Here is an 18,503-nt window from a genome sequence, read left to right as displayed (position 1 = left end):
AAACCAAGAATATCTATATTAGAATTTACTGTTCCACGTGGAACATGGCGATTTTTTCATCTTCTTTAGAACGCATTAAACGTTCGTTATCCTCACCTTTGTCTTTATAGCCACAATAATGCAATACACCGTGGACTAAAACACGTTTCAATTCTTCTTCGAAAGCGACATTAAAATCAACAGCATTGTCTTGCACACGCTCTACAGATATAAACACATCACCACTAATCTCATTCCCCATTGTGTAATCAAAGCTTATAATATCAGTCAAGGTATCATGATCTAAATATTCCACATTTATTTTATGTAAATACTCATCATCGCAAAAGATATAATTAATCTCCCCTTCTTTTTTACCTTCAGAAATAATTACAGCAGAAAGCCAGTTAGCGATTGCCTCTTCATTATCTAAATTAAACTCGTTTTCGTAATTAAAATTGATCATTTTTTATTAAAATATTCTTGAACCTTTTGGTTGAAATTGGAGCGCAAAGGTAATGATTGTCTATTTAAAATCTCTATCGTATTTAAATAATCTAACAATGCGTCTGGTAACGGTTTAGATTCATTATTAAAGTCTTTTTTATTTGTTTGTGATTGGCGTTTATTTTCCTCCCCTTGCTCTTGAACGGCTGTTTTTAATTTCAATAATTCCTGCTTAATATTAAGAATCTTTTGCAGTGTTTCGTTCTTAAATCCTTTGTTCAGCAACTGCTTCTCAATTTGTTTCATTTGTTCTAAAACACTTTGTCCTTGATTGCCGAGCCCTTGTTTATTCAACTCATTTTCTAGTGCCTCTCTAAGTTGTTGTTGTTCTTTATAAATCTCCATTATTGCCTTAGCATTTCCTTCTCCCTCTTCATCAGATTGTGAATCTCCTTTTCCTGGTTTAGAACCCTCATCAGGATTTCCTTCTTTGTCTTCACCAAGTTTCTTTCCAGCTCCCATTCCTTCCTTGACCTTCTCTCCTATTCCTTCTTGCTTCTTAATTATATCTGGCAATTGCATCCCTGACCCTTCACCTGGTTTTGGTTTACCTGAACCCATTCCTGATAAAGACATTTGCATGCCATTTAATATATCGCTTAAAAAATCACCTAATTTATTAGCTGCAGAAATAGTATATTGCTGATGTGATAATCCTTTTGGAATTTGAGAGTCAGATAAACTCTCCAAAGACTTATCTATATTGTATTGCATATTTCCTATTTCACGAGTAACATCTTCGGCAATTTTAGGATTACGAACTGACATTGCAAACAGACTATCATCAACATGCTTGAACTGCTGTTTTAAATCCTGTTGCCATTTAATTTTTTTATTAAACGCTGGAGAACCTGTTTTTAAACTTTTAAACTGCGTCATTAAGTCCTCTTGAGACAAAGAAAAAGCCAATAAATTATCTAAAATTTGACGCAACATTTTTACATCTTCATCTAATTGTTCCATCTCACTTGACTCCAAACTCTGAGCCATTTTCTTAGACATAGACTTCATGTTCTTAGCCGCATTTTTTTGTTTTGGCTTAGCCTTATCTTTATTGTTTTTTTGCAGTTCATCCGATGCTTTCTTTAAATCATCATCAATATTCTTTTCATTGGCAGCATCATCAGGTAAATCAAGTGGCGCCTTCAACTCCTTATTGTCTTTCTTTAAATCTTTCAGATCTTCTTGAATTTTGTCAAATGCCTTATTAATTTCATTCTGTTTATCTAACGAATTCTCTTTTACATTATCTGACAATTGATCTTGCTTCTGTGAGAGTTTGTCTAGCTTATCCGCAATCTGCTCCGCCTTTTTATCTACATAATACTTCTTAGTAAGCTCCACCAATTGCCGTAAATTTTTTACTTGATTTTTACTGTTTTGTTTGAATTTATCCAGCTTAGATAACAACTCTTCATTTTTAATTTTATCATTCAGATCTTTAAGTTCATCTAATAATTTTTGGTTTTTCTCTAAATCTTTATCGGCATTATCTAATCGCTTTTGTAAAGCCTCCTTCAACTCATCCTTTTCTTTTGATTTGAATTTATTAAGATTGTCTTTCATTTTATCAGCGAATTGCTTCATCAAATCATCTTGTTGTTTTTGACGTTTAATAAAATCATTTACTTCCTGTTGTTCTTTAAATTCAAACTTGTCTTTTTCCTTTCCCGATTTCTGAAGTTTATCTAATTCAGAAATTTGCTTGTTTTGATTTTTTAATGAATTTTCTAAACCCTTGATATTATCATTTTGCTGTTGCAAAAATTGATCTTTCTGCTCTTCATCTGTAGCCACACGATTAGAAAAAACAGATGATTTTGAACTTTTGAAATTATGTACTCCATCGTTATCAAAAACTTCAAAATAATACTCATAAGAAACACCTTGTTCCACTGGAAGATTAGAAGGAAAAGAAAATACGAACTGATCAAATGGCGATGACTTTATTGCAATTGTTCCACGTTTTACATTGATGGGATTCGATTTAGGATAATAAACAACATGAAGCTTTGATAATCCATAATCATCCGAAATTTGACCTAAAACATAGTTGCGATCCACGTTTAAACTATCCGGTGCAGTATGCACTTGTATGGCAGGGAACTGATCTTTGATTATAGACAATTGATAATTTAATTTTTCGTAATTATTTACTCTATTATTGGAGGTAATAATTTGATAATCTGTATTTTGAAGTATATTTTTAGACAAAAAAAACTTGTTTTCCTGTTTTGAAAAGGGAAATTCCACCATATCACTAGACCACACTACATTTTCAGTAGCCAGCGTCTTCATTTTCCATACAACACGTGTTCCTTCGGGTACAATTGCATTACCTGTTCCTTGAATTACTTCTGATTTCTTATTTAAATAAGATGGATAATTCAATTGCATTTCAAAATCCACAATAGATGGAACAACTATAACTTTTAACTCATAGTCCGGAGACGAAACTGTATTGGCTTCTAAATGAAAAGAAATAGCCGTACTAGGATTTGCTATTTTAAATTGAAACTCGCCGTTGCCGTTTTTTTCTAAAAAATAACTTTCGTTAGCTATAAAAATCATAACATTTTCAGGAACAACAGAACCAATAGTTTTTACTCTAAAAATAAAATCTTTATTCTGTTCTGTTTGTAAAGCGGAATTCAGCACTATAAATTGAAATGGAGCTGGTGGCAAAAATGCAGTATTAAAGTGCACTACTCTATTTAAACTTTGAGAAATAATACTTTTATTGCCGGATACAAAAAAAGCACTAAATAACAAAACAGGAATAATGGCTAATGGCAAATACTTTTTATTCGAATTAAAATTAATTGCATTACTAAAAGGAATCGGTTCTAAAGCATTTGCCTTTTGCTCGATTGATGCAAGTAATAATTCTGATTTAGAATTTATAGATGTAGCATCCGAAAGTTGAATAAAATTAGTCAACGTATCATTAACATTTGCAAAATGACTACCAATAATTTTGGACGCTTGTTTATAATCTAACCCTTGTTGAAATTTAAACAATTTAAAAATTGGGAACAGAATATAGCGAAAGAAAAAAAAAACCTCAACTCCAAGAAAAATCCAAAACAAAAACATTCTCCCTATTGGCTTAAGCCAAAGAAAATATTCTACAAAAAGAGTAAATAGAAAATACAGCAAACCCAAACCGATAAAGAAAACGATTCCTCGTATCAATTCATTTAAATAAAACTTTCTAATGAAAGCTTCTAATTTTTGATAAATAAAATTTGAATTCTCCAAAATCTATAACTGTTTTATATAACCAATAAAAGTAACAATTTATATGAATAAAGAAATATTAAAAGGATGCAAAGTTGAAAATGATGGAATTACCCGATTTCAAATAAACCATTTGAATAATTGAAATTGTATCTTTGCACCAAAATTTACAAAAATGTCAAACCCAATTCGCGTGCGTTTTGCACCAAGTCCAACAGGACCTTTACATATTGGCGGTGTACGTACTGCTTTATTTAATTATTTGTTTGCCAAAAAAAATGGTGGAACTTTCTATTTAAGAATTGAAGATACAGATCAAAATCGTTTTGTTCCAGGTGCCGAAGCATATATAATGGAAGCATTAGAATGGTTAGCAATTGCACCTGATGAAACAATTGGGAAAAATGAAAAATTTGGACCTTACCGTCAAAGCGAAAGAAAACATTTGTATAAAGAATACGCTGATCAATTAATCAATTCAGGTTGGGCTTATTACGCATTTGATACTCCAGAAGCGTTAGATGCTTTTAGAAAATCAGAAGAAGAACAAGGGAAAACATTCATTTACAATCATACAAACAGAGAAAAACTAGATACTTCTTTAGTTATTTCAGCAGAGGAAACTGCTAAAAGAATTGCAAATGGAGAACATTTTGTAATTCGTTTTAAAACACCGGTTGATGAAACATTACAGTTACATGATATCATTCGTGGTGATGTAAAATTTGAAACTAGTTTACTGGATGATAAAGTATTGTTTAAAAGTGACGGAATGCCAACCTACCATTTGGCAAATATTGTAGATGATCATTTAATGGAGACTTCGCATGTAATCCGTGGAGAAGAATGGTTGCCTTCCATGCCTTTGCATGTTTTATTATACAGAGCTTTTGGTTGGAAAGCACCAGAATTTGCTCACCTGCCCTTGATTTTAAAACCTGTTGGAAATGGTAAATTATCAAAGCGTGATGGAGACAAACTAGGTTTTCCAGTATTTCCATTAGAATGGAAAACAGAAGAAGGTATTTCAACTGGTTATAGAGAAAACGGATTCTTTCCTGAAGCTGTCGTTAACTTCCTGGCTTTATTAGGTTGGAATGATGGAACGGAACAAGAATTATTCTCCTTAGAAGAATTAGTTGAAAAATTTGACTTGAATAGAGTACATAAAGCAGGTGCTAAATTTGATCCAGAGAAAAACAAATGGTTCAATCACCAGTATCTAATTAAGGCAGATGATGCTACTTTGGCGAAAGCCTTCACTCCTATTTTAAAAGAAAAAGGATTTACAGTAGATGAATCAGTAGTAACAAAAATCGTTTCTTTAATTAAAGAGAGAGCACATTTTGTATCTGATTTTTGGGATTTAAGCGATTTCTTTTTTGTGGCTCCTACAACATATGACGAGAAAGCAAAAAAAAACTGGAAGGAAGATACTCCTGCATTAATGCAAGAATTGATTTCGGTGCTTGAAGAAATTACCGATTTTTCTTCAATACATATTGAAACGATTGTTAAAGATTGGATGACGAAAAACGAAATTGGAATGGGTAAAGTAATGCAACCGTTTCGATTAAGTTTGGTTGGCGCTCTTAAAGGCCCTCACCTATTTGATATCGTTGAAGTCATTGGTAAAGACGAAACGATTAAGAGAATTCAAAAAGCAATAGCTACTTTATAAAAACAAAAAAGTCCCGATAAACTCGGGACTTTTTTTATAAGTACAATAAAATATTACCATTCAGAATTCCTGGGTTTCCTTTAAAATCATATCCTAAATTTTTAGAATTTAAATTTCCTAGCATATTATTGACACCATATTGATAGGAAACATTAAATCGGAAATGTTTCACTCCAGCAGTTAATCCAACTGTTGGATAAAAATTAAACTTAGATATATCCACAATATCTTTAGCTAATAAAGTAGTTCCTGAAATAACATTATTCTCTTCTTCGGGTTTGATTTTAAATTTTCCGTTTATTTGTACAATTGGGCCAAACTCAACACTCAACACATTTTCAACTAAAACAAAACTTAATTGCAATGAAATTTGAGCTGACGGTAATTTATAGTTTACATCTTTGTGCCCAAATCCAACATTATTTGTTTGAACTAAAAAATTGTTTTCTGAAAACTGAATTGAATAAACCATATCCCAATTGTCGTAGAAATTTCCTCGAACGGAAAGCCCGGCATTCCAACCCAAATCAGGTTTTGTTTGAAAGTTATTGGTGTTTAAGGTAAATTGATTTACACCAACAGTAATTCCAATTCTATTAGAATCCCTATAGCCATACTGGGCAAATGTTATACAAGTAAAAAAAAATAAAACGAAGGATACAACTAGCTTTTTCATATAATAACAGTAAACTAACACAAACCTAAAGATTTTTCGTAATTTAACAGTAATTTTTAAACTAAATTATATAATTATGAACATTGCATTACTTATTATTCTTGTTTTTGGATTCTTTATCTTACTATCCTCCTTCTTTACTGTCAAACAACAATCGTCAGTAATTATAGAACGATTTGGAAAATTTCACAGCGTAAGACAATCTGGTTTACATTTAAAAATTCCATTGATTGATAGAGTTGCAGGACGTGTAAATCTAAAAATCCAACAACTGGATGTTATTATCGAAACCAAAACTAAAGACAACGTATTTGTAAAACTTAAAGTTTCAGTACAGTTTATGGTTGTAAAAGATACTGTATACGATGCCTTTTATAAACTTGAATACGCACACGATCAAATCACCTCTTATGTATTTGATGTGGTTCGTGCCGAAGTTCCAAAACTAAAACTGGATGATGTATTTGAAAGAAAAGATGATATTGCTATTGCAGTAAAAAGAGAATTGAATGAAGCTATGACCACTTACGGTTACACTATCATCAATACTTTAGTTACTGATATTGATCCAGACATTCAAGTTAAAAACGCCATGAACCGAATTAATGCTGCTGATAGAGAGAAAACGGTAGCTGAATTTGAAGCAGAAGCATCTAGAATTAGAATCGTTGCCAAAGCCAAAGCAGAAGCAGAAAGCAAGCGTTTACAAGGACAAGGTATTGCTGATCAAAGAAGAGAGATTGCAAGAGGATTAGTTGAAAGTGTGGATGTACTGAATAGAGTTGGAATAAACTCTCAAGAAGCTTCAGCCCTTATTGTTGTTACACAACATTATGATACACTTCAAGCCATAGGTGCAGATAGTAATTCAAATTTAATATTATTACCCAATTCACCACAAGCAGGAAGCGAAATGCTAAATAATATGGTAGCCTCTTTTAGTGCATCCAACCAAGTAGGTGAAATGATGAAAAAAACCAATAGGAAACAGGAGAAAAAAGAAATTAAAGAGATAAGAGAAATTGAACCTTCTATAGAAGATACCGAAGACGAAATTTAAATAATACAAAAAAAGAGGCTTAACGGCCCTACCGTCTGGACACATCTCTAAAAAGTATCCAACCTTGCATAATTGAGGCAAATTTCTGAAGACCAATACAAAAGGTTGTAATGCCGGGTCTTCTTTCAGAGAGATAGCCTTTCCATCCACCTAATCTTGCTATAGCCCATATATATCGCTTCAAATCTGACGATTTATATGGGTTTTTTAATTTTTCGGTTTTACCTTCTAATTGTGCAATTTGCAGTTCTAAACATTCTATTTCTTCTTCTGAAAAACAGCTTCTGGGTTCAGTTTCCTCTTCTCTGGCATATGCAATTTGCATGATAAAGAGTTTTATAATAGTTTCGAGCATCAAAAGACATAGCTTACGAACTGCTTTGCCTTGAGATAATTCGCTGGCTTCTATATTGAAGCCTTCTTTCTTTAAAATTCTAAATACTTCTTCAATAGTCCATCTGTAGGTGTACCATTCGATACAAAGTAATGCGGTTTGTAAATCTTCGACTTTCTTTGTAGTTAGCAATCTCCAAAGTATTGGGTTTTCAATATTTTCTCCCACTTCTTTTGCCTCGATAGCATAAAGATTGATTTTCTCTGGAAGATGTTTACCTGAATATTGATGTTTACCTATTGTTATTTCTGAAAAGCGCACTTCGATAGCAGCAGTTCTTTTTTGGATATTTCTTCTTTTATCTCCCTCTAGCTCAATAGTGTACATTCCTTGAAGTGATTGAGAACTTAGATGATCGAACAGTTTGATTTTATTATCTAACATCCGATTAAATCGCGATCTAATCAACAAATGTGTTTTACTGTCAGGGACAAGACAAAATTGTTCGTAAATATCGCCCTCTCTGTCCTGAATAATGATTACTTCTTTTGCTTCACTCAGTCTTCTCTTTGTTTCAAGAGAAGAATCGATCCATTTATAAGACTCTTTCTCTTCAATGGGTATACGATTGTGAGTATGAGTCTTCATTTTAGGAGGCAGTTAATGTCCTCTATTCCAGATTTTTACATCTTAAAAACCATACGGCATTAAAGTATCCGCATCTATAATAAAACTTGGATGAATAAAAAAGCCAAGTCCTCCAACAGAAGCATTGGTTATTCCAATTGATCCGTCTTTCTTAATCCTATTTCTGTGATTATATAGGTTGATTTCGCTGGTATCTTGAATGCATAAAACACATTTGTTAACAACACATTTTTTACAATTAGAAGACATATTATTGATAATATCGGCTTCACTGACATTATCATTTTGCAAAAAACGGTAAATCGCTTTGGCTTCAGAATCACTTTCTGCTAATTGTCTTATCGAATAAATACTATTAGCAAACAAGCGATTGAGAATAGAATTACCTCTATTCAACAATCGCTTGTCTTTTAAATCTTCAAAATATCTAGTCTGCACTTTTTCTCAAATATAATTAAAATATTTGTGTCCAGACGGTAGGGCTTAACGGCCTCTTTTTTTAAATATCCATTTTGTTATAAATGGAAATGCTAATCCTATAATCTTTCCATAAGGTCCTGGAATACTTGGACTAAATGAGCTTACAATACCACTTACAGCATTTTTCATGATGTTTTTTGGCTCTAAATTCTCTTTTACATCTTGTATCTCTAAATGGATTTTTTGAAGGTTTATTTCCTTCTCAATTTTTAAAATTTCTAGTTCTCTATCAATCTGAGCATATGACGAATATTTTCTTGTTCCCATAATTTAGTCGTTAAAAAATATTTCTGAAAATTTCTCTAAAAGAGGTCCTTCAATCATTTTATCTTTTATTAAAAATAACAGCATGGTAAAGAAAAAATAGATCCCTCCTACAATTAAAAAACCCAAAGGATAGCTATCAAAATAATTTCCAATAGCAAAAGCTAGAGCAAAGGAACAAAAGAATAAAACCATAGCAATCCCTAATAAAATCAATGAAAATTTTAAAAATGCTGTAGTCGATTTCATCGCCATCTTGAAACTACGTAATTTATAATACTCAAGACTATTTTCTAAGTATTTACTAACATGTTCTTGAATATTCTCTGAATTTTCTTTTAATTCTTCAAAAGCCATATTTTGATTTTTTTAAATTCTATTCTTTTTATTTTTGAAGCTTGGCATTTTGTTCTTTTAATTCGGCTAATTTTATTTCCAGAAAAGAAATAACATCTTCCGTTTTGTGACTCATATCAGAAAGTAAATCAACATACGTTTCTTCTAAATCTAATTTAGCACTTTTAAGTTTGTGTTTCATTTCACTAGAAAGATCATCAAATTTAAATTTGAAATCCTTTTGTGCATCATTATATCCAGATTTAATTTTTCCTCTTGTTTTTGATCCTTTATCAGGAGCAAATAAGATTCCTATTCCAGCTCCAATAGCAGCACCTGTTAAAATGGCTAATAATGTATTTCCTGTACTATTTGACATAACTCTATTTTTAAAATTTATACTTTTTATAAAGTTAGCTGTTTTATTAACACATTGCTGTTAACAAGCCGTTAAAGTGGGAATAATTGTGCTAAAAACGATTATTAAGATTCTAGAGAGATAAAAAAACATAAATCATAATGAGAGAGCAAAAAAATATAAAAACGTTTTAAAAACGTTCTTTTAAAGCTATTTTTAATCACTAAATCTGATGTTTTTTATAAAAAACATAGATAATATCAATAATAAAAAAACACCTTGAAAAAAGGTGTTTTTGATAATTATAATTGATGAAGTACTTGGTCTATAATTTCCGATTCTCTTTCGGTAGTACTTTTAGTTGGATTGGATTTTAGTTTCAAAATCTCCTCTTTAAATGAATTTACAAAATCTAAATCATAATCAAGGTCTCTTAAATTCAAAAGTGTTTTAGATCGTACAAATGTAGACTCACTTCTCAAAGACATTAAAAATAATTTAGTAAGTTCTTCTTTATCAAAATCGGCTGATTTTAAATTGGAATATTTCAAAATAAAATTAGCAAACAACAACGAAGCTTTGTTATTGTTAATATTCTTTTTGAAAGAATTTTGCAATAAACTATAATTCGCAATCGCTGCTATGGTTTCACCAATACTATTTTCAATAGCCAAACGTTCCGGTTTAGTAGCTACTTTAAAATATTTATTGATTTCTTTTAAAGAATTATTGATACTATTTAGTTCTTTCTTTCCTTTTTCTTCCCAGGCATCTTTTAAACCAACTGTTTTATTAAATACTAATTTAGAAGGAGTTGAATCTTTATCCACATTGAAATAACCCAATCGTTGAAATTGGAATTTATCTCCACTAACAGCAGTTGCTAGACTAGGTTCAACATATCCCGTAACCGTTTCAAGAGAAGTTTTGTTCATGAAATCAAGAAAGTTTTTATCTTTATGACTGTCTGGTGCTTCATCAATAAATAAACGGTCGTACAAACGAACTTCAGCTGGAACAGCATGTTTAATAGAAACCCAATGCAAGGTTCCCGCCACTTTTCTTTTAGAGGCTTCACTCCCACTCCCACTTAAAGAATCCGTATCATAAGTAACATGAATTTCTGTAATATTTCCTTCAGCATCTTTTACAACACTTTCTCCTTTAATGATATAGGCATTTTTAAGACGCACTTCATTACCTAAACTTAAACGGAAAAATTTGGCTGGAGCCACTTCTAAAAAGTCTTCTCTTTCAATATATAATTCTCTAGAAAAAGGAACTTGTCTAAAACCTGCAGTTTCATCTTCTTGATTATTTTCTGCTTCTAATGATTCTTCTTTTCCTTCTGGATAATTAGTAATAATAACTTTAACAGGATCTAAAACTGCCATCACTCTAGGAGCCGTTTTATTTAAATCTTCGCGTAAACAAAATTCTAAAAGAGAAACATCAATGATATTTTCTCGTTTAGCAACACCAATCGTATCACAAAATTTACGAATAGAATTAGCAGTATAACCACGTCTTCTTAAACCAGAAATAGTGGGCATTCTAGGATCATCCCAACCACTTACAATGTTTTCTTGAACCAATTGCAATAACTTACGTTTGCTCATCACAGTATAATTCAAGTTCAAACGAGCAAATTCATATTGATGTGGTTTCACCTTAGTATCATCGTAAATTTGATCTAAAAACCAATTGTATAATTCTCTATGCATTACAAATTCTAGCGTACAAATAGAGTGCGAAATTTGTTCAATATAATCACTTTCGCCATGGGCATAATCATACATAGGATAGATTTTCCAATCGTTTCCAGTTCTATGATGATGACGATGTAAAATACGATACATTAATGGATCACGCATTAACATATTAGTAGAAGTCATATCAATTTTGGCACGTAAAACATGACTTCCTTCTGGAAAATCACCTTTTTTCATTCCTTCAAATAAAGTCAAATTCTCTTCGATAGAACGATTTCTATAAGGTCCATCAACACCTGGTTGCGTAGGAGTTCCTTTTTGAATAGCCATATCTTCGGATGATTGACTGTCAACATAAGCCTTCCCTTTATTAATCATGATAATTGCCCAATCATACAATTGTTGGAAATAATCAGAAGCATAATGTTCTTCATCCCAATTAAAACCCAACCACTGCAAATCTTCTTTGATAGCATCTACATATTCTTGCTCCTCTTTGGCAGGATTTGTATCATCAAAACGAAGATTAACTGGTGCATTATAACGCAACCCTAAACCAAATTGTAAACAGATCGATTTAGCATGACCAATATGTAAATAACCATTAGGTTCTGGTGGAAAACGGAAACGGAGTTTATCTTTTGGAAATCCATCAGTTAGGTTTTCCTCAATGATTTGTTCTATAAAATGGAGTGATTTATCTTCAGTTGACATTATTTTGTTTTATTTTAGCAAAGGTAAAAAAAAGTTTAAGGTTTAACGTTTAAAGTTAACACAAGAAACGGTAAACTGCTAACATTAAATAAAAAATTAAAATGGGAACTATTAAACTAAAAAATATACGCACTTATTCTTATCACGGTTGTTTGATAGAAGAAGGAAAAATTGGATCAGATTACTCTGTTGACTTAGAAATTAAAACCGATTTAAGAAAATCATGTATCAGTGATGATCTTCAGGATACGGTAGATTATGTTCTATTAAACAGAATTGTAGTTGAAGAAATGGAGATTCGTTCCCATTTATTAGAACATGTAGGTCATCGAATCATAACGAGAGTTTTTAATGAAATTCCCGAAGTTTCAAGAATACTACTTGGTGTATCAAAACTAAACCCTCCTATTGGTGGTGATGTAGAATCAGTTACAATAGAATTAGAAGAATATAGAAGTTAAAAACAAAACTTTTGGACTAAAAGTTTTAAACTTTGGAGATTTTAGTTACTTTTGCAGTCCATTAAACAATGGCGTCGTGGCCGAGTGGCTAGGCTGGGCTCTGCAAAAGCTCCTACTGCGGTTCGAATCCGCACGATGCCTCTGAAACCTTCAAGGAAACTTGGAGGTTTTTTTTATGTCTAATTTTTTATAAAAATTAAGTAAAGCATAGGTTCGAATACAAACGATGCCTCTAAAACCTTCAAGGAAAGAGGAGGTTTTTTTATGTCTAATTTTTATAAAAATTAAGTAAAGCATAGGTTCGAATCCAAACTATAACTCTAAAACCTTCAAGGAAAGAGGAGGTTTTTTTTATGTCTAATTTTTTATAAAAATTAAGTAAAGCATAGGTTCGAATCCAAACTATAACTCTAAAACCTTCAAGGAAAGAGGAGGTTTTTTAATTTTAATTTTTTTAATAATTGTGTCACAGAGATTCAGATACTTTTAAAACTATTGACATAATAAAAGCTATTTATAAAACATAACTTTTCTTAATTTCTTAATGGTAAAATCTTAATTCAATCCATTTTTAAACATAAAAAAACCGCTCACTTGGAGCGGTGTAAATTTATTTAAATTTTCAATTTTATTCGTGTTTTTCAATTTTTTGAAAAGCATTTTTAACCATTTCTTTTTCTTTTGGAAACCAGCCTTGAGTTATTAACACTACTCCAAAAACCATTAGAACTACACTTATTCCTTTTTTTATTTTAAGAATATTAGTAGGTGTCATTTTCGTTTTTAATTGTTTAGCTAATAATATTTTAATACAATCAACCAATAAATAAGTGATGATAACAGTACTAAAAAAAGTTAACATTCTGGAATTTTCCATATCTAATTTTGGACCAACAGAAATAATAATAGCTAACCAAAATCCTAATACTCCAATGTTAATAATGTTTAAAAAGAATCCTTTTATAAAAAGACTTAAGTAATTTTTTTTAATGATTTCTTTGTCAATTTCTGCAGTATTTATTTTTTTTTCTTTTCGTAAACTAATGAACGAAATAACACCATAAGCCAACATTAAAATACCTCCAAATATAAAAAGAGCAGGTTTGTCTTTTAAACTTTGAATTAATCTAAAACTACCTAAATATGCAATTCCAATAAAACAAATATCACCTAAGACCACGCCTAAATCAAAAACTAAAGCCGCTCTAAATCCTTTTATTATACTTGTTTCAAGTAAAATAAAAAAAACGGGACCTATCATAAAGCTTAAGAAAATTCCCCAAGGAATACCTGATAAAATATCGTTAACCATTAATAATTGAAATTTGTTTTGGAATAAAAAGATTGCAATTTAATTTTTTTCTATAATTTTTCCACCAAAAAGGGTTTCTTTATTTATCTGTTCTGGTTTTCCATACACATAAATAGCTCCACCAGCCTTTACTTTTGCATCCACTAATACACTAGCATTAATTTCAGCATTTCCTCCCGCAGAAACGTTTATTGAGGTTTGTGATGTCTCTAATTCTTTGGCTTTTAAAACACCTCCAGACATAATTGTAACATCTTGATTAACAGCAGTCCCGGATAATTCTATTATCCCACCACTAACAGCTTTTACATTTACTTTTTTAGTTCCATCTAATTGTAAATTGATCTCTGCTCCTTCTCTAACATTTAAATCTAAGATAGTTTCTTTAAAAACACCATCACTTGAAACATAAGAACCTTCACTAGCTGCTATTCCATCAATATTTTTAAAATACAATTTGATAGAAATATCATTTCCTGATAATAATTTAGGAAATGGCATTCTTATTTTAAGTTCTCCATTATTATTTACAAACTCAACTTCATCTTCCCTATCTCCAGTAATAATTGCTTTATTTTCTGAGGACGAAATTAATTTAACATTCAGTTTATCAAAAACTTTAATAGTATTAAAGTCACCAATGTTCTTAGTGACTTGAGCAAAAGTAGTTTGAACTACTAATGCAAGAGTTAAAATCAATACTTTTTTCATAATTTGTTTATTTTACAGGTTCATCAATTCTTCTTAAAAAATTAAAATCCAATTGTTTTTTAACTAAATCGGCATTTTTAACCTTAACGAAGATTTCGTCTCCTAATTGTAATAATTGATTTGAAGTTGCTCCAACCAATGCATATTGTTTTTCATCAAAGGTGTAATAATCGTCTTTTATATCCCGAATACGCACCATTCCTTCACATTTGTTTTCTATAATTTCAACATAAATTCCCCATTCGGTCACTCCTGAAATTACACCTAAAAACTCTTGATCTTGATGATCTTGCATGTATTTTACCTGCATGTACTTGATAGAATCCCTTTCGGCATTAGTTGCTAAACCTTCCATAGTAGAACAATGCAAACACTTGGTTTCATACAATTCTTCATCGGCAGATTTGGCTCCATCTAAATAAAACTGTAGCAAACGGTGTACCATAACGTCAGGATAACGACGAATTGGTGAAGTAAAATGAGAATAATAATCAAATGCTAGTCCATAATGACCAATATTATCAGTTGAATACTTGGCTTTACTCATCGAACGAATAGCCAAAGTATCAATTAAATTTTGCTCTTTTTTACCATTAACATCTTCCATTAATTTGTTCAAAGCTTGGGAAATAGAACCTTGCTGAAAATCTATTTTATAACCAAACTTAGAAATAAGCGCTTGCATAGCAAACAGTTTATCTTCATTTGGCTCATCATGTATTCTATAAATGAATGTTTTCTTTTGTTTTCCAATAAATTCTGCTACTTTTTTATTGGCTAAAAGCATAAACTCTTCAATCAAATGATTGGCATCTTTAGACACTTTAAAATAAACACCTTCTGGTTCGCCTTCTTCACTTAAATTGAATTTTACTTCCACTTTATCAAATGAGATAGCTCCATCTTGCATTCTTTTTCTTCTAAAAATCTTAGCTAATTCATCTAATTTAAGCGTTGCTGCTACAATTTCTGGAGAAACTTGATATGAACTACCTGTAATCGAAATTTCTTCCGGAATAGTATCGTCTTTCGTTTCGATGATGTATTGCGCTTCTTCATAAGCAAATCGTTGATCTGAATGGATTACTGTTCGACCAAACCATTGGTTGATAACCTCACTTTTCTCAGAGATTTCAAAAACAGCTGAAAAAGTATATTTTTCTTCTTGTGGACGCAATGAACAAGCAAAATTAGACAATACTTCAGGTAACATAGGTACTACCCTATCTACTAAATAGACTGATGTAGCACGTTGATAGGCTTCATCATCTAGTATGGTTCCTTCTTCTAGATAATACGAAACATCGGCAATGTGAATCCCTATTTCGTAGTTTCCATTTTCTAATTTTTTAAATGATAAAGCATCATCAAAATCTTTTGCATCTTTTGGATCAATGGTGAATGTTAGTGTATCACGCATATCACGACGATTAGCAATTTCAGTTTCAGTAATTGAGGTATCAATTTTTTGTGCATAGGTTTCTACTTCAATAGGAAACTCTGATGGTAAACCATATTCGGCTAAAATAGCATGAATTTCTGTATCGTGCTCTCCAGGTTTACCTAGTACTTTTATTACTTTTCCAAAAGGACTATCGGCTCTGGAAGGCCAATCTTCGATATGAACTAAAACAACATCTCCTTGCTCTGCTTCTCCTATTTTATCCTTTGGAATAAAAATATCGGTATACATTTTTGGGTTGGCTGTTGAAACAAAAGAGAAATTCTTTTGAATGTCAATCACTCCAACAAAATCAGTTTTATTTCGTTCGATAACTTCAATAACCTCACCTTCAGGTCTTTTCCCTTTTCTTCGGTTATAAACATATACTTTGACAATGTCTTTATCTAAAGCATGATTTAAATTATTCGTTGGAATAAATACATCTTCCTCTAATTCAGCACAGACAAAATAAGCTGTTTTACGGCCCGTCATGTCTATTTTACCTTCGTAATATTCTTTACTGGCGGCTTTAATTAAATATTTTCCAGGTTCCGACTCGATAATTTTGTTTTGAGAAGCAAGAATCTTTAAATCTTTAATAATTTGATTTCTACTTTGTGTATCATCAAGTTCCAACTTTGCTCCTATTTGTTTATAATTGAATGCTTTATTAGCACTTTGCGATAGTATTTTTATAATTTGTTCAGAGAACTCTTTCTCTTTTTTTACCGGCTTTCTTAATCTTTTACTCATAAATCTTTTCTTAAAAGTCGAAAATTACAAAATAGTTAACAGTTATAAGAAAATAGCGGTCAGTTTTAAAGAAAATATAACTTTCACTAGATAGTTGTATCTTTATACAAAGAATCAAATTATGGAAGCATTTATCACTATCGCCGTTTTTGACTACATTCATGAAATTGAAATACTGAAGCATCGATTGGATCAAGAAGGATTGCAATACTATTTTCAAAACGAAATTATGTCTTCTTTTGCACCCATGTATTCAACCGCTTTAGGAGGAATCCAACTTAAAATTCATCCTAACGATTTTTCAAGTGTCAAAACTATTCTTCAAGAAATGAAGTACGATAACAATTTAAAAATTGTTTAATTTTTTTGAAAGTTGTCAACACATATATAATACAACAAAAAGAAAAATTAAATTTAAATTATTTATTAATGGGTATTATAGCATGTTAATAGCTACTATAAATTTATTTTAAAATGCTATGATATCAAGTTATAGTATGTTATTTATAGTTATTAACATAGTTATTTTTATCTAAGTCTTTAGTTTTAAAGAGTTACTATATTTTAATTAACAACAGTTAATAAACTAAAACCATTTCAATTTGTAAATAAGTATTTTTTTTATTTTTGTTGATAAACCTATTTTAAGTATTAATAACTTTTCTAAAAATTCAACAAACTAAATTAGGTTTTTAAAAGTGGGTTTTGGATTACTTATTTTTTCAATAGAACCAAAAAATACTTCTAATATTCTATCCGAAGTTATTAACATTTAATGTTAATTTAAAGTTAACTGAATATCAAGCAATTGCGTTTCACTATTAACAATGTAAAATATTAACATTTTATTTTCGAATTATTTATTGATTATCAATGATTTATGTATTTATGAAAATTGTGGATAACTCATAAATAGATAGCAATCTGATAGTTATAATACATGTAAATAGATACTTTTTAAAGGACTTTATTTTTTTAACAAATAAACAAAAGCTTCATTTATAATATCCAATAATCTTTTGGTAAATTTGCAGCACACAACTTAACAGATATAAAATGAAAATCTCAATAGGGAACGATCACGCTGGACCAGATTATAAAAAAGCCATTGTTGAAATGCTTATAGCAAAGGGTCACGAAGTAACTAATTATGGAACAGATTCAGAAGATAGTGTAGATTATCCTGATTTTGGACATCCTGTAGCTACAGACGTTACTGAAGGAAAAGCAGATTTTGGGATCGTTATTTGCGGAAGCGGAAATGGAATTGCAATGACAGTAAATAAACATCCTAAAGTGAGAGCTGGTTTATGTTGGACTAAAGAGATTGCATATTTAACACGTTTACATAACGATGCTAATATTGTAAGTATTCCTGCTCGTTTTACCTCTATTCCGCAAGCAGTAGAAATTGTAGAAACTTTTCTAGCTACTGAATTCGAAGGAGGAAGACACCAAAATAGAGTGAATAAAATTTCTTGTTAATAAGGATTTTATAAAAAAATTGCGGGCCAAGGCCCAATTATTTTAGACGAGCTGAGTTTTAAACTAGGCTCGTTTTTTATTTTATATAAAATAAAAGTCCAATACTAATTATAAGTTGCAGTACTAAAATTCCAAAATACTTCCATAAAAAAGAGGGTTTTGACGTTTTATGTCTAAAAATCAACATAGCAATTCCAGCTCCAATAGTGCCTCCAAAGGCTACAAAACTTAAAAGAGTTTTCTCTGGAATTCTTCTTTTTTGTGCTTTTGCTAAATATTTATCATAACCAGTTAGTATAAAGGTAATACCATTTATAATCAAAAAACAGTAGAATAAAAGAGACATTT

Annotated in this window: 18 protein-coding genes and 1 tRNA gene; 6 read left to right on the top strand and 13 right to left on the bottom strand. The window is 30.8% G+C overall.

All coding sequences use genetic code 11. The features are described from left to right. Positions 1 to 25: 25 nt before the first annotated feature. The gene (ybeY, locus tag AB3G36_RS03955; RefSeq protein ID WP_367756221.1) at positions 26 to 445 is read right to left on the bottom strand and encodes an rRNA maturation RNase YbeY; all 420 of its coding nucleotides are present in this window, start codon (positions 443 to 445) and stop codon (positions 26 to 28) included. Next, complete coding sequence (locus AB3G36_RS03950) at positions 442 to 3,747, bottom strand: hypothetical protein (RefSeq protein WP_367756219.1); 3,306 nt, start codon at positions 3,745 to 3,747, stop codon at positions 442 to 444. The genes ybeY and AB3G36_RS03950 overlap by 4 nt, the downstream gene beginning before the upstream one ends. 154 nt (positions 3,748 to 3,901) lie before the next feature. On the opposite strand from AB3G36_RS03950, the gene gltX reads away from it, so the two are divergent. Continuing rightward, a complete protein-coding gene (gene gltX / locus AB3G36_RS03945) occupies positions 3,902 to 5,407 on the top strand; it encodes a glutamate--tRNA ligase (protein ID WP_367756217.1) in 1,506 nt (501 codons plus the stop codon). Positions 5,408 to 5,441: 34 nt separating this feature from the next. Here gltX and AB3G36_RS03940 read toward each other — a convergent pair whose 3' ends face one another. After that, the gene (locus tag AB3G36_RS03940) at positions 5,442 to 6,083 is read right to left on the bottom strand and encodes a PorT family protein (RefSeq protein ID WP_367756215.1); all 642 of its coding nucleotides are present in this window, start codon (positions 6,081 to 6,083) and stop codon (positions 5,442 to 5,444) included. A 76-nt stretch (positions 6,084 to 6,159) separates the two neighbouring features. Between AB3G36_RS03940 and AB3G36_RS03935 the strand changes: the two genes are divergently transcribed. Beyond that, positions 6,160 to 7,143, top strand: coding sequence for an SPFH domain-containing protein (locus tag AB3G36_RS03935; protein WP_367756213.1), 984 nt, complete (start codon positions 6,160 to 6,162; stop codon positions 7,141 to 7,143). A 28-nt stretch (positions 7,144 to 7,171) separates the two neighbouring features. On the opposite strand, the gene AB3G36_RS03930 is transcribed toward AB3G36_RS03935, so the two are convergent. The 6 genes from AB3G36_RS03930 to AB3G36_RS03905 all read right to left on the bottom strand — a co-directional run bounded on the left by AB3G36_RS03930 (position 7,172) and on the right by AB3G36_RS03905 (position 11,989). Then, positions 7,172 to 8,125: an IS4 family transposase gene (locus tag AB3G36_RS03930; RefSeq protein WP_367756212.1), complete on the bottom strand. Its 954-nt coding sequence runs from the start codon at positions 8,123 to 8,125 to the stop codon at positions 7,172 to 7,174. A gap of 42 nt (positions 8,126 to 8,167) precedes the next feature. Beyond that, positions 8,168 to 8,563 (bottom strand): transposase DNA-binding-containing protein, encoded by a 396-nt coding sequence (locus AB3G36_RS03925; RefSeq protein WP_367756210.1) that lies wholly within the window; start codon positions 8,561 to 8,563, stop codon positions 8,168 to 8,170. Between the two features lie 45 nt (positions 8,564 to 8,608). Further along, on the bottom strand, positions 8,609 to 8,872 hold the full coding sequence (locus tag AB3G36_RS03920; protein WP_367756208.1) for a DUF6327 family protein: 264 nt from the start codon (positions 8,870 to 8,872) through the stop codon (positions 8,609 to 8,611). 3 nt (positions 8,873 to 8,875) lie between these two features. Continuing rightward, positions 8,876 to 9,226 carry a competence protein gene (locus AB3G36_RS03915; RefSeq protein ID WP_367756206.1) on the bottom strand — a complete coding sequence of 117 codons (351 nt, stop codon included), beginning with the start codon at positions 9,224 to 9,226 and terminating at the stop codon, positions 8,876 to 8,878. Between the two features lie 28 nt (positions 9,227 to 9,254). After that, on the bottom strand, positions 9,255 to 9,584 hold the full coding sequence (locus tag AB3G36_RS03910; protein ID WP_367756204.1) for a YtxH domain-containing protein: 330 nt from the start codon (positions 9,582 to 9,584) through the stop codon (positions 9,255 to 9,257). A 281-nt stretch (positions 9,585 to 9,865) separates the two neighbouring features. Next, complete coding sequence (locus AB3G36_RS03905; RefSeq protein ID WP_367756202.1) at positions 9,866 to 11,989, bottom strand: glutamine--tRNA ligase/YqeY domain fusion protein; 2,124 nt, start codon at positions 11,987 to 11,989, stop codon at positions 9,866 to 9,868. Between the two features lie 101 nt (positions 11,990 to 12,090). Here AB3G36_RS03905 and folB point away from each other — a divergent pair, with 101 nt between their 5' ends. Next, positions 12,091 to 12,450 (top strand): dihydroneopterin aldolase, encoded by a 360-nt coding sequence (folB, locus tag AB3G36_RS03900; protein ID WP_367756200.1) that lies wholly within the window; start codon positions 12,091 to 12,093, stop codon positions 12,448 to 12,450. 70 nt (positions 12,451 to 12,520) lie between these two features. Further along, positions 12,521 to 12,591: transfer RNA gene (locus tag AB3G36_RS03895), tRNA-Cys, on the top strand. A 487-nt stretch (positions 12,592 to 13,078) separates the two neighbouring features. Here AB3G36_RS03895 and AB3G36_RS03890 read toward each other — a convergent pair. From AB3G36_RS03890 to rnr, 3 genes are read right to left on the bottom strand one after another with little or no spacing between them, the layout of a single operon-like run. After that, the gene (locus tag AB3G36_RS03890) at positions 13,079 to 13,762 is read right to left on the bottom strand and encodes a LysE family translocator (protein WP_367756198.1); all 684 of its coding nucleotides are present in this window, start codon (positions 13,760 to 13,762) and stop codon (positions 13,079 to 13,081) included. A gap of 39 nt (positions 13,763 to 13,801) precedes the next feature. Next, positions 13,802 to 14,473 (bottom strand): head GIN domain-containing protein, encoded by a 672-nt coding sequence (locus AB3G36_RS03885; RefSeq protein WP_367756196.1) that lies wholly within the window; start codon positions 14,471 to 14,473, stop codon positions 13,802 to 13,804. A gap of 7 nt (positions 14,474 to 14,480) precedes the next feature. Continuing rightward, positions 14,481 to 16,670 (bottom strand): ribonuclease R, encoded by a 2,190-nt coding sequence (gene rnr, locus AB3G36_RS03880; RefSeq protein WP_367756194.1) that lies wholly within the window; start codon positions 16,668 to 16,670, stop codon positions 14,481 to 14,483. Positions 16,671 to 16,791: 121 nt separating this feature from the next. Here rnr and AB3G36_RS03875 point away from each other — a divergent pair, with 121 nt between their 5' ends. Both AB3G36_RS03875 and rpiB read left to right on the top strand, forming a co-directional pair. Next, a complete protein-coding gene (locus AB3G36_RS03875) occupies positions 16,792 to 17,031 on the top strand; it encodes a DUF2007 domain-containing protein (RefSeq protein WP_367756192.1) in 240 nt (79 codons plus the stop codon). A 695-nt stretch (positions 17,032 to 17,726) separates the two neighbouring features. Then, complete coding sequence (gene rpiB / locus AB3G36_RS03870; protein WP_367756190.1) at positions 17,727 to 18,155, top strand: ribose 5-phosphate isomerase B; 429 nt, start codon at positions 17,727 to 17,729, stop codon at positions 18,153 to 18,155. A gap of 76 nt (positions 18,156 to 18,231) precedes the next feature. Here the strand turns inward: rpiB and AB3G36_RS03865 are convergent, their stop codons facing one another. Next, complete coding sequence (locus AB3G36_RS03865; RefSeq protein WP_367756188.1) at positions 18,232 to 18,501, bottom strand: DUF1294 domain-containing protein; 270 nt, start codon at positions 18,499 to 18,501, stop codon at positions 18,232 to 18,234. Positions 18,502 to 18,503: the final 2 nt, after the last annotated feature.

This window comes from Flavobacterium sp. WC2430 (assembly GCF_040822075.1).
In the GTDB taxonomy this organism is placed as follows: Bacteria; Bacteroidota; Bacteroidia; order Flavobacteriales; family Flavobacteriaceae; genus Flavobacterium.
The sequence above is the reverse complement of the archived record's forward strand: the minus strand, read 5'-3'. Positions and strand labels throughout refer to the sequence as shown.

Excerpts from the sequence above, each read along its gene's own strand:
- gltX (WP_367756217.1), top strand. The coding sequence starts at position 3,902 with ATGTCAAACCCAATTCGCGTGCGTTTTGCACCAAGTCCAACAGGACCT.
- AB3G36_RS03935 (WP_367756213.1), top strand. The coding sequence starts at position 6,160 with ATGAACATTGCATTACTTATTATTCTTGTTTTTGGATTCTTTATCTTA.
- AB3G36_RS03915 (WP_367756206.1), bottom strand. The coding sequence starts at position 9,226 with ATGGCTTTTGAAGAATTAAAAGAAAATTCAGAGAATATTCAAGAACAT.
- AB3G36_RS03910 (WP_367756204.1), bottom strand. The coding sequence starts at position 9,584 with ATGTCAAATAGTACAGGAAATACATTATTAGCCATTTTAACAGGTGCT.
- AB3G36_RS03890 (WP_367756198.1), bottom strand. The coding sequence starts at position 13,762 with ATGGTTAACGATATTTTATCAGGTATTCCTTGGGGAATTTTCTTAAGC.
- AB3G36_RS03920 (WP_367756208.1), bottom strand. The coding sequence starts at position 8,872 with ATGGGAACAAGAAAATATTCGTCATATGCTCAGATTGATAGAGAACTA.
- folB (WP_367756200.1), top strand. The coding sequence starts at position 12,091 with ATGGGAACTATTAAACTAAAAAATATACGCACTTATTCTTATCACGGT.
- ybeY (WP_367756221.1), bottom strand. The coding sequence starts at position 445 with ATGATCAATTTTAATTACGAAAACGAGTTTAATTTAGATAATGAAGAG.
- AB3G36_RS03885 (WP_367756196.1), bottom strand. The coding sequence starts at position 14,473 with ATGAAAAAAGTATTGATTTTAACTCTTGCATTAGTAGTTCAAACTACT.
- AB3G36_RS03865 (WP_367756188.1), bottom strand. The coding sequence starts at position 18,501 with ATGTCTCTTTTATTCTACTGTTTTTTGATTATAAATGGTATTACCTTT.
- rnr (WP_367756194.1), bottom strand. The coding sequence starts at position 16,670 with ATGAGTAAAAGATTAAGAAAGCCGGTAAAAAAAGAGAAAGAGTTCTCT.
- AB3G36_RS03905 (WP_367756202.1), bottom strand. The coding sequence starts at position 11,989 with ATGTCAACTGAAGATAAATCACTCCATTTTATAGAACAAATCATTGAG.
- AB3G36_RS03875 (WP_367756192.1), top strand. The coding sequence starts at position 16,792 with ATGGAAGCATTTATCACTATCGCCGTTTTTGACTACATTCATGAAATT.
- AB3G36_RS03940 (WP_367756215.1), bottom strand. The coding sequence starts at position 6,083 with ATGAAAAAGCTAGTTGTATCCTTCGTTTTATTTTTTTTTACTTGTATA.
- rpiB (WP_367756190.1), top strand. The coding sequence starts at position 17,727 with ATGAAAATCTCAATAGGGAACGATCACGCTGGACCAGATTATAAAAAA.
- AB3G36_RS03930 (WP_367756212.1), bottom strand. The coding sequence starts at position 8,125 with ATGAAGACTCATACTCACAATCGTATACCCATTGAAGAGAAAGAGTCT.